The 11366-nt window shown below is 42.5% G+C and carries 7 protein-coding genes; 6 read left to right on the top strand and 1 reads right to left on the bottom strand.

Annotated elements, in window-relative coordinates:
• The first annotated feature begins 46 nt into the window (after nucleotides 1-46).
• The 4 genes from NXH67_RS17560 to NXH67_RS17545 all read left to right on the top strand — a co-directional run bounded on the left by NXH67_RS17560 (nucleotide 47) and on the right by NXH67_RS17545 (nucleotide 6073).
• The gene (locus NXH67_RS17560; protein ID WP_272798199.1) at nucleotides 47-1558 is read left to right on the top strand and encodes a flagellar hook-length control protein FliK; all 1512 of its coding nucleotides are present in this window, start codon (nucleotides 47-49) and stop codon (nucleotides 1556-1558) included.
• A 65-nt stretch (nucleotides 1559-1623) separates the two neighbouring features.
• Entirely contained in the window at nucleotides 1624-2304 is a 681-nt protein-coding gene (locus NXH67_RS17555) for a flagellar hook capping FlgD N-terminal domain-containing protein (RefSeq protein ID WP_272798198.1), read from the top strand.
• A gap of 39 nt (nucleotides 2305-2343) precedes the next feature.
• Complete coding sequence (locus NXH67_RS17550) at nucleotides 2344-2775, top strand: TIGR02530 family flagellar biosynthesis protein (RefSeq protein WP_272798197.1); 432 nt, start codon at nucleotides 2344-2346, stop codon at nucleotides 2773-2775.
• A gap of 160 nt (nucleotides 2776-2935) precedes the next feature.
• Nucleotides 2936-6073, top strand: coding sequence for a flagellar hook-basal body complex protein (locus NXH67_RS17545; protein ID WP_272798196.1), 3138 nt, complete (start codon nucleotides 2936-2938; stop codon nucleotides 6071-6073).
• A gap of 483 nt (nucleotides 6074-6556) precedes the next feature.
• Here the strand turns inward: NXH67_RS17545 and NXH67_RS17540 are convergent, their stop codons facing one another.
• A complete protein-coding gene (locus tag NXH67_RS17540) occupies nucleotides 6557-7654 on the bottom strand; it encodes a PD-(D/E)XK nuclease family transposase (protein WP_272798195.1) in 1098 nt (365 codons plus the stop codon).
• A gap of 305 nt (nucleotides 7655-7959) precedes the next feature.
• On the opposite strand from NXH67_RS17540, the gene NXH67_RS17535 reads away from it, so the two are divergent.
• Nucleotides 7960-10026: a glycogen debranching protein gene (locus tag NXH67_RS17535; protein ID WP_272798194.1), complete on the top strand. Its 2067-nt coding sequence runs from the start codon at nucleotides 7960-7962 to the stop codon at nucleotides 10024-10026.
• Nucleotides 10023-11363: an MATE family efflux transporter gene (locus NXH67_RS17530; protein ID WP_272798193.1), complete on the top strand. Its 1341-nt coding sequence runs from the start codon at nucleotides 10023-10025 to the stop codon at nucleotides 11361-11363. Before NXH67_RS17535 ends, NXH67_RS17530 begins: the two co-directional genes overlap by 4 nt.
• Nucleotides 11364-11366: the final 3 nt, after the last annotated feature.

The following is an 11366-nucleotide window of genomic DNA, read 5'->3' as shown; positions in this document are numbered from 1 at the left end:
GGATATACAGAAAAGTTCCTGCACCTTGAAAAAAGGAGGAAACAGAATGGGTAGTACAGCTACGAATGTAGGTGCTATGATCACGACCTACATGACCGGGGCTGCCACCAATTCTTCCGTAAATATCAGTCAGAAGAACAATGCCGATAAGGCAGCTGCAAGTTTTGACAATATCCTGAATCAGATATCGGATGTGGTTATTCAGAACAGATCAAGGGATACGGCTAAAGAAGTCTATATCTCACAGGATAATACCAAGCAGAATGTTCAAGTAAAGGAAACTACGCAGACTAAGGCTGATACAACTGATAAAGCTCTTAATACTGATTACAAGAAGACTGTAGTTAAAGACGATAACAAACAGGTACAAAACACAGAGACTACAAAAGATGGTAAGGGCAATATTCAGAAGGAAGATAAGGCTGAACCCGGAGACGACTTAAAAGAAGCGCTTGAGAAGGCAGGAGAAGAACTCGCTGAAGAGATTACCGATGTGCTTGATATCTCGGAAGAAGAACTGATAAACGTAATGGAGCTTCTGGGATTAACCTTTGTAGATCTGTTAAGTACAGAGAATCTACAGCAGGTGGTTACAGCAGCAGGCGGTCAGGAACAAGCCCTGAACCTCATAACAGATTCTGATATATATACTTCACTGCAGGACCTCATGGAGGGTGCGGAAGGTATGAAGAGCGAACTTATGAATGAGTTCGACCTATCAGAAGAGGATTTTGGAGAAGTTGTTAAGGATCCGACTTTCAAAGAGACTTTCGAATCTCATGTGGATTCTTCCAACAAAGTAGATGAGGAACTCATCGAAACAGCCCACAAGAAAGTGGACCTTGATCCAAAACCCATCACAGATAACAAAGAAACCAAAGCATCACAGTCTGAGGGATTCAAAGATATACAGACCACAGAGGAAAGAGAAATCGCTACAGTAGTAAGCACTCAGAAGAGCAGCACTGACAGCGGTAAGCAGAATTTCCAAAGCGGATCTGAATCTGCAAATCTTTTTAACCAGATTGTAAACAACATAACAGAAGCGGTAGATGTACAGGCTACGGGAGCTCTTTCTTACACGGACAGAGCTCAGATGGAGAATATCGTAAGACAGCTTACGGAAAAGATATCAATCATGGCAACAGAGGATAAGACCACAATGGAGCTCTCACTCCATCCCGCATCTCTTGGAAATGTGAACATCATGCTCACCAGCTCCAAGGAAGGAATCGTAGCCAAGTTTACAGCACAGAACCAAATTGTAAAAGAGGCGGTTGAAGCTCAGATGACACAGCTTCAGCAGAAGTTCGACGAAGCGGGAATTAAGGTAACATCAATTGAAGTTACGATCGCATCACACGCTTTTGAACAGAACCTTCAGCAGCAGGACCGAGGTAACGAACCTGAGGAGAATACCAAGAGTGGTAAAAAGGGTCTTCGCAGAATTAACCTGACGCAGATCGGCGAAGCTGAAGAGGAAGAAATGTCGGAAGCAGAGAGAATCGCGGCTCAGATGATGGCAATGAACGGAAATTCAGTCGACTTCAGTGCATAACAGGTAAAATCGCAGGAAGGAGCGGTAACAAGCTCTTTCCTGCATAAAGAAAAAAGGTGAAAGATATGGCAGATCAAAATTCAGTGAGTGCAATTATTAAGAATGGCGAAGTCCAAAATCTCGATAATTCTACCAAGAATAAAAACGTTATGCCTACCGGCTATGATAAGGATTCTTTTTTGCAGATTCTGGTAGCACAGATGAAGTATCAGGATCCTCTTGAGCCCACATCCAATACGGAATACATCAATCAGTACGCTACTTTTACTCAGGTTGAGCAGCTCAGCAACATGGCCAACGCCATGAGCCTTTCAAGAGCATCTGAGATGGTAGGAAAGACCGTAAGGATCACCCAGACCAATGCCGATACCGGTGAGTCAACTCAGGTTGAGGGCGTTGTAGATTACGTTACCTTCAGCGGAAACAAGGCATACCTTAACATCAACGGTACCAATTATTCAATCGATGATGTTACGGAAGTACTTGATACGGATTACACAGATGCGATCAAGGCTGTTGAAGACTTCCAGAAGGCTATCGACAAGCTTCCTTCCAACCTGGATGAGATCAGTGAAGAAGAGCATGGCCTTACAATTGATACCATGTACAACTACTACATGAATCTCATGGGTGAGAAGGCACGCAACATGATGAATCCTAACTACTTAACAGCTCTGAAGCAGTATGTAGCACGTATTGATGAGATCAGAGGAGACGATTACAGGAGCTTCAAGATTGAGGAATAATACGCTTTAAACAACTATTAACGATGGAGGAAAAAACAGATGACTATAGATGATCATCGCTTTATGTCCATCGGACAGGTCCAGGATCAGATCAAGACCGGTTCTGTCACGGGAGCAGAGAAAAAGAATACGCAGCAAAACCTTCCGGTAGGTGAAAATTCTTTTGCATCTATCCTAAATAAAGTGCGGGAAAATGCCGATAATAATATCAGCACGGGAGAGTTAAAGTTTTCCAAGCACGCAGCAAACAGACTTAACGACAGAGAGATAGTTCTGACGAAGGATCAGATGGACAGACTTAACCAGGGAACTATAGAGGCATCACAGAAGGGCATCAAAGATTCGCTCATTCTTGTGGACCAGCTGGCTTTTATAGTGAACGTGCCAAACCACACAGTGGTTACAGCAATGGACCAGACAGAGACTAAAAATAGCATATTTACGAATATAGACGGTGCAGTGATTGTTTAAGCAGATTGGCCCGAAGGACCGGAAAGGCAGAAGTTCCTGCCGGTGTTAGGAAATCTCAGCTACCTGACTGACAGATGGTAGCATCTTAATCTAAGCAATTCACGCATTCGTCCAAAATCAATCGCAAGATCGTTTCATATTTGATGGAGGACACTGCCTTATGATGAGATCACTTTATTCTGGTGTAGCAGGACTTAAGACCCACCAGACTAAGATGGACGTTATCGGTAACAACATTGCCAATGTTAACACCACATCTTTTAAATCACAGTCTATCACTTTCTCAGACCTTATGTATCAGACCACACAGTCAGCATCCGGCGCAACCCTTACTAAGGGTGGTGTGAATGCCCGCCAGATTGGTCTTGGTGCAAAATCAGGTGCCATCAACACCGCAATCGAATCCCAGGGTGCAACCCAGACAACAAATAACCCCTTTGATATCATGATCACCGGTAAGGCTTTCTTTGTAGTAAATAACGGTAAAGAAAACCTCTACACCCGTGACGGTTCCTTCTACATTGACGGTGCCGGCAACTTGGCAATGCAGTCAAACGGTTATTTCGTAATGGGCTGGAATGCAGTTGAAGATCCTGAGACAGGTGAGATCACAATCAATAAAAATGGCGAGCTCTCAAATCTTCAGATCATGAGCGCCAACAATACAACCTATAGCCCTGCATCAACAACTCAGGGACTTTTCAGTGGAAACCTTGATGACAACGACAAGAACATCAATTCAGACGAAGGAAAGACAGTAACTCTTGAGTTCTACGACAACAAGGGCTATCTCTACACAGCAAAATTCAACGTTAAGGATACAGAGGATCCCAATGATCACCTGTTTTCCATTCAGCTCATGGATATTCTTGATTCCAACGGAACTTCTATCGGTGATGACAGACTTGCATCAGTAAAATTCGGAAGCGTTGAGACTACAGATAACGATATTAAGGCTTTTAACAAGGAAAAATACGAAGTTGAGACTGATAATACAACAGAAGAGACAACTGTTTACCTGCCTTCAGGATCAGCTCTTTTCAACGAAGCATTTGTTCCTCAGACGGGTCAGCTGAAAGATATCTTATCAACAACTTATAGTAAAAAAGAGTATGCAGGACTTCTTGAGACCTGCTACGGAATAACAGACAAGCAGCTCCTTAATCCTTCGACAACTGAAGATAAGGCTAAGTTCTCGGGAATTTCAACAACTTCAACCTACAGCATTGCTTCTGACGGATCCATTACAATTACCAGGAACTGGCAGGATGATTACGCATACGCTAACGCAAATTTCCAGTATAAGAGCAATGTAAATGCCAAGGCTAATTACTATATTCCCAATGACCCTAACGATACTGTGATCTACAGTGCCATTCCTGAGACGGAAGCTCCCGAATCAGCAGCAGATCTTTCCAAGAAGACTCTGAGCAAAGTATTTAATCCCGATGTTTCCGCATATGCAACAGCAGCTTACAACTACGAGTTTGAGCATGGCGCAACAAGTGATAAGATCACATTCTATAACAAGCTCGCACTTGAGACAAAAAAGAGCCTTACAAATACCACAAGTAACACACTTCTTGCATATAAGACTCAGTTTAGCGGACTCGAGGATGTTCTTCCCGCTGATGTAACCTCAGGACTTAAGTATTCATTTGATGGAAAGACCCTCAACATTGAATATCTTCCTGCAGGAGAAGCCACATTGTCAAAGACAGCTGATCCTGACGATCATACAATAAAAGATCTGGATACTACCGAACAGTATACTGTAGACGGAACACCCTATGCACCTGGTACATATCCTTACAATATTACAGTTATCAAGACTGCCCTCGATGCTATAAATGGTTCTTCAATATCTGAAGACGAAGAGTATTCAATCACTACAATGCAGACCAACCTGAATAGTTATAAGACCGGAAATACAATTACACCGGGAAGTCAGGAAGAAAAAAATGTAATCGCAGCAACCAAGTTTCTTCAGGATTTAAAAGCTGAATACGGCAGCGATGCAGAAAATTTCAAGCTTGAGAACTTAACAGGAACACCTACGACAATAGTTACCAGAGCTTACACAGAAGCTGATAAGATCACCAAGTCCTTCAACCTTAATCCTGTAACTACAGCAACAACTAACGGTTATTCACTTGATGTTCCCAACTACATCCTCTGGAACACAAGCGCAGCCGGAGATTACGGCTATTACTTCAATGAGACTGAAGCTGATATAAGCAAATTTGATGAAGACATGCTTCAGACAGTTTTCAACCTTGATAAGAGCGAATATTCTGACGCAGGTATCAACTATAACGTTAAGATCAATGCATCACAGCTTTCAGTTTCTTATTCCAAGCCCTCAGATCCTATAAGCATCGATACAAACAATTACTACACAGACGGAAATGCATCTGATGGATATCAGGTAAAGAATAAGAACAGAACAAGTAAGTATAAAAACCTCGACGGAACAGATGCAACTATCCCGATCTCAGGAAATATCAAGGATCTCCTTTCAACAGGAACAACCAGATACGCCGGAGTTCTTAGGGATGTATATGGATTATCCGATAGCGACGCAAGACAGTATGGTACAGACGGTACATATAAGATCGATCCTACAGACGGAAGTATCAGACTTTCAACAGGTTCTCAGACAGTAAGACTTCTGTTCGATTCAGCAACAGGTAAGATCATTTCTGCTAACGGAAATACAGATAACCAGAAGGTTAGCATGTATTTCGCAGAGGACAGAGTGTTCTATGAAGGAAACGAAGCCTTTGGTTTCCAGGTTAAGAATGAGAATGATAAGGATGAGATTGCAAAAGAAGGTACCATCGAGCTTGATTTCTCAACAGTAACCAACTACAACACCAATGGTTCAGCTACGATCAAGGCTGTTAAGGGTGACAAGAAGTCTCTTAATACCGGACGTGCGGTAGGTGAGATGAATGGTGTTACAGTTTCTACAGACGGACAGATCTTTGCAACCTATTCAAATGGACAGACTAAGCTTCTTGGACAGATTGCATCTGCTGAGTTTGCTAATGCTTCAGGTCTTACCAAGGAAGGAGATAACCTGTATAAGTCATCACTTAACTCAGGTGAGGCAACTATTCAGGATATTACAACTGATGGTGGTTATATGAGTACGGGTGTTTTGGAGATGTCTAATGTGGATCTGTCGTCACAGTTTACGGAGATGATTACGACACAGCGTGGATTCCAGGCCAATAGCCGTATTATCACCGTATCCGACACACTTCTTGAGGAGCTTACAAACCTTAAGAGATAATTAAAATTTTGGTTCCCCGTTGTCTATGGCAGCGGGGAATTTTTGTGTTGGTGGATACCCGGACGCTCCATGGGGGATTATGCAGGGTGGTTACTGAAATATTCGTAAAAATGCATCTCACGGTTCTGGGCATTGCAATGAGCCCTGTGCATGAAATGGTCGTGCATAAGGCACTCGCATTTCATAGGTCTCATTTCCATAGAACCGAAATCGATGAATTTTTACGAATATTTTCATGGACCGCCTTGCGTAGTTTCTTCTAATGGAGCTGTGTACGGATATTAGAAACAAACAAAAATGGTTCCCCGTTTGGGATATTGACAAGTGGGAATATTAAAATTTTAATAATCGTTAAGGCGTTGTAGTGTAATCAAAGTGATGGCGGATTTATCCACACCATGTCCATGCTGGTTTGGGGGAGAGAGGAGATTTTATGAAGATAGAAAAAGCCTCGACTCAAGGAGTCGAGGCATATGAAAATGCTTAGGTTTGCTTGTTTGCTTCGTCGTATTCTTTACAGATCTGTTCTCTGAACGTAGGATCATCAAGGGCTTTTACCATGTCGGAATTGCGTCCTGAATCAAGGAGCCATTTGTATACAAGGCTTATATGGCTTTCACCTTCTGCACGGCCTTCTGCACGGCCTTCTGCACGGCCTTCTGCACGGCCTTCTGTACGACCCTCAGCAAGACCGGCTTCACGTCCTTCGGCGAGGCCTTCTTCTCTGAATTGATGCTTATAACTATTTATGGTAAGCATTTCAAGTTCTTCATTAGTTATCATTTTTCTAACCTCATGATTCTCTGAAAACTTGGCAACGTCCTTATAAAGATCTAAAAGAAAAGGATTGCTTCGTATTGCCTCTCTTACAGCGGGATGATTGATATCTGCAATCATGGCGAGCAATGTAAGAAGCTCTAAATCTTCATCTTCATTATAGGTTTTGTTCACAAACTGTTCAAGAGCCTTATCTAACTGTACAAATGCTATATTTCTGAGCATAGGGAACTCCATACCTGTGTCAGATATAGCTTTGTTTACACGATGTATGTATCTTGAGCTGTCAAAGTTTTTGAAAAGTTTGGGAGATTCCTTCATTAGTACGACGAATATTACATCTAAGATATTTGAATAGTTGATTTCTCCTTTGGATTTTCCTGCTTTGGCAGAATATTGAAGAAGCAGTGCCTTGGAGGAATAGATATCAATTCTGTTAAATATAAATTCCTGTGCCACTTGCTGCATTTCCAGATCTGCATATCGCTCATCCTTAAGCCAAGAGGGGATATCAGTTATAGATTTCTTGGCCTCGAATGAATCTACCGGTGGCTCATTTGTGGCGGAGCTATTTGCAAAGATGGTATAGTCTCCGGTTACGTGCTGCATTAGATAATCGAATCTCTCGGGATGGATGTCTGGAGAGAGGACGAGTTTACTGATTGTATCTGTTGCGATGGAGGCCAGCTTTTTGTTGTCAAAGATATCCAGCAGGTTCTGCTTAACATCTTCGGGCATCGATAAATTGTTAATTACTCTTTGTCTTAATTCCTGTAATTCTTTTGATTCTTTTGTTTCTTCCATAAAATCTCACTTTCTTTAATGTTTATTAACCCTGTGTACAAGCATACTTGGGATTCTTTGACGATCAGTCAAAATTGAAGGGCATAGCCCAAATTGAAATCAGCAAGAATTGCTGACATAAGGATAATAGCACATTCACAGGCAAAAATCGTGAAGTAATTGTGAAATTTAGTTGCAGATAATGGCCTTATACAAATGTAATAAAAATACGTGAATTATAAAACAGTATTTTGTATTGATTTTAGAAAAATTTTATGATTAAATATTGCCGTTTGCGTTTCGTTTAGATTATGAGGAAAAAATCTATGAACTATATTTTTGATGGAGTTAAGTGTGCTCCGGGGCATGCGCTGCCTTTTGGTGCGTCGCTGACAGGTGACGGTGGAATCAATTTTTCCATAAATTCTAAAGACGCTGAAGCATGTATCCTTGAACTATATAAAAAAGACAACGGACCTGCTTTTGCAAACATCAGGATTCCACAGGAGTTCAAAAAGGGCAACAACTATTCGATCATCGTCTATGGACTGGATCCAAAGATGATTTCCTATAATTATAGATTTGAAGGAAGGTATGAGCCTTCTGAAGGCTTAAGGTTTAATCCTGATTGGTCACTTCTTGACCCTTATGCTAAGAGCGTAACGGGCAGAGAAGAGTGGCACAAGGATGTTTCACTTCCCATGAGAGGCAAGATTCTCACAGAGGAGTTCCGGTGGGATGATAATCCACTGAATGACCTTTCCTACAACGACTTAATAATTTATGAAATGCATGTCAGAGGTTTTACCAACGATCCTGCATCCAAGGTAAATTGCAAAGGAACCTATAACGGCATTGTAGAGAAGATTCCTTATCTCAAGGACCTGGGAATCAACTGTATCGAGCTTCTTCCTGTGTTTGAGTTTGACGATCTGGAGGATAACGGTTCCTACAACGGAGAGCCTCTTTACAATTACTGGGGCTACAACACGGTTTCATTTTTTGCCCCGAAGGCTGCTTATGCCAAGAGTAATACTCCAGACGGCATAGCTCATGAATTCAAGAACATGGTTCAGGAGCTTCATAGAAACGGTATAAAGATAATCCTTGACGTTGTGTTTAATCACACCGCGGAATATAACGGAAAGCTGGGCCTTACCTACAATTTCCGCGGCATAGATAACCGTTACTACTATATTCTTGATGAGAACGGTGAGTATGCAGACTACACAGCCTGCGGCAACACCTTTAAATGTAATGATCCCATGGTGGCAGGTTTTATCGTGGACTGCCTCAGATACTGGAAGGATGAGTATCATGTGGATGGCTTTAGATTTGACGAAGGAGCGATCCTCAGCAGATCCGCCACAGGGGAAGTAATGAGTAACCCTCTTGTCCTCGACATGATATCAAAAGATCCTATTCTCGCAGATGCAATCCTGATAGCTGAAGCTATCGATGCTTCAGGACTTTATCAGGTGGGCTGTTACCCCGCTGATTCCCGCTGGGGAGAGTGGAACGACAAGTTCTCACACTGTATCAGGAAATTCATCAAGAGTGATGAAAGCGCAGGCCCTGAGCTGATAAAGCGCATCAAGGGATCTCCTGATATTTACAACGAAACTTACACACACTTTGGTGTTAACTATGTGACCTGCCACGATGGCTTTACCATGAATGATCTGGTTTCCTACAATGACAGGCACAATATAGAAAACGGCTGGAACAACGAAGACGGAATCCATGAGAACTACAGCTGGAATTGCGGTGTAGAGGGTGAATCTGATGATAAAGAGATCGAGAGCCTTCGCAGCAAGCAGGTAAAAAATGCCTTCGCGCTTCTTATGCTAAGCCGCGGCGTTGCCATGATGCTTGCAGGTGACGAGATCAGAAACGGACAGAAGGGTAACAACAATGTCTTTTCACAGGACAGCGAGATTTCCTGGATTAACTGGAAAAACGAGAAGGCCCACAAGGACGTACACGATTTCTTTAAAGAAGTAATTAAACTTAGGCAGGATCATCCTGTTCTTAGATCCACATATAAAGGAACTGACAAGAATTCAAGCGATTACCCGGAGCTTTCCTTCCATGGAACCACTCCCTGGGAGCTTGATGAGAATGCACCTTTCTTAACTTTCGGGTTTATGTATGCTGAGACGAAGGCTGATCACAATGCAGATGAAGACTGCTTCATATACTGCGGCGTGAACGCTTTCTGGGAAGACCAGACTTTAGGACTCCCCATCGTTCCGGAAGGCTTTGAATGGAGCCTTTACGTAACCTCTGCCAACAGGAAGTATAAGAAAACTGATATAAACGACAGTATTACATTAGAACCCCGTAGCCTTACAATCCTTATTGCAAAAAAGACAAGGAGGAGCTCTAAGTGAAGAAACAGGAAGATATTAAAAGAGAATACTTAAAACTACTCCCGGTCCAGATAATCGGTATTTTGGTGTCGGCAACAAACGCTCTGATCGACAGCGTTATTACCGGCAGATACATTGGCTCTGAGGCCCTTGGAGCAATAGGCCTTTTTGCACCTGTTATCTCAGCGGTGGGATTTTTCATGATCCTTATTACAGGCTTTGAGATCCTCTGTAGTAACGCCATGGGAAAAAAGGATAGTAAAGAAGCCAGCGCACTTTTTTCAACCTGTATATTTATGGCGGCCCTTCTGTGCATACTGTCCACTGCTATATGCATATTGTTCAGAGCTCCGCTGTCACAGCTTCTTGGAGCAGATGAAAGCTCAAAGCAGCTCCTTATGGACTACATTTCGGGATATTCCCTTGGATTTGTGGGGGACGTCCTGTGTGCCATATTTATGATCTTTCTGCCTCTGAACGACGATACAAAAAAATCCTATTTCGGCCTTGTGGCAATGATAAGTTCAAACATAATTCTTGACCTGGTTAATGTACTGGTGCTGGACATGGGAACCTTCGGAATGGGCCTGGCTTCATCAGTAAGCTACCTTCTATCCGCAGCCATCATGCTTCCTGGCTTTACCAAGAGCGGAAGACTTTTGAAGCTTGGCTTTAAGAACCTTAAGTTCAAGGATATGCCTGAAGCCATCAGACTTGGTTCGCCGAACCTTATGTTTACGCTGGGAACCGTAGTTAAGGCTTATGTTTTTAACAGAGTCCTTGTCAGCAGCTTTGGCATTCCCGCCATTGCAACAGCTAACGTTCAGGGAACTCTCTGCAGCTTCCTTGGTGCAATACCCCAGGGCTGTGCTGGAGCCTTCCTCTTTATCGGAAGTATGTACTACGGAAGTAAGGATAAAAAGAGCTTTATCCAGGGGTTTAGCTTTGCCATGAAGATCGGCGCAGCTCTTTCTGTCACTGCAGCTGCTGTACTTATGATCTTTTCCGGCATGATCGCATCATTTTATTTTGATTTTAATGAAGAGGCTTATATTATGACAAGAGACATGCTTTTGGTGTTCCCGTCATTTTTGATCTTCAACACAGCACTGAATCTTCTTCTGAAGGTTTATCAGAGTCAGGGGAAAATTACTCTGGTAAATGTCTTTTCAATAGCTGAGAACCTGATGATTGCGGGACTTGCCGTTGTTCTGATAAAGGTTATCGGAATAAACGGTGCATGGATTGCATTTCCGCTGACAGAATTATTATGCATACTTCTCGTCTGCGCAGACATAGTATTTAACGGTAAAAAAGGGGAGGAACCCGTAAGGGAATGGATTAGTGTTAAGGGATGAGCT

The sequence above is a fragment of the Butyrivibrio sp. DSM 10294 genome, assembly GCF_028539135.1.
In the GTDB taxonomy this organism is placed as follows: Bacteria; Bacillota; Clostridia; order Lachnospirales; family Lachnospiraceae; genus Butyrivibrio.
Note: the sequence above shows the minus strand (reverse complement) of the source record. Positions and strands in the feature narration are given on the sequence as shown.

What these genes read in the sequence shown, in the direction of transcription:
- NXH67_RS17560 (WP_272798199.1), top strand. Translation starts at nt 47, where the DNA reads ATGGGTAGTACAGCTACGAATGTAGGTGCTATGATCACGACCTACATG.
- NXH67_RS17555 (WP_272798198.1), top strand. Translation starts at nt 1,624, where the DNA reads ATGGCAGATCAAAATTCAGTGAGTGCAATTATTAAGAATGGCGAAGTC.
- NXH67_RS17550 (WP_272798197.1), top strand. Translation starts at nt 2,344, where the DNA reads ATGACTATAGATGATCATCGCTTTATGTCCATCGGACAGGTCCAGGAT.
- NXH67_RS17545 (WP_272798196.1), top strand. Translation starts at nt 2,936, where the DNA reads ATGATGAGATCACTTTATTCTGGTGTAGCAGGACTTAAGACCCACCAG.
- NXH67_RS17540 (WP_272798195.1), bottom strand. Translation starts at nt 7,654, where the DNA reads ATGGAAGAAACAAAAGAATCAAAAGAATTACAGGAATTAAGACAAAGA.
- NXH67_RS17535 (WP_272798194.1), top strand. Translation starts at nt 7,960, where the DNA reads ATGAACTATATTTTTGATGGAGTTAAGTGTGCTCCGGGGCATGCGCTG.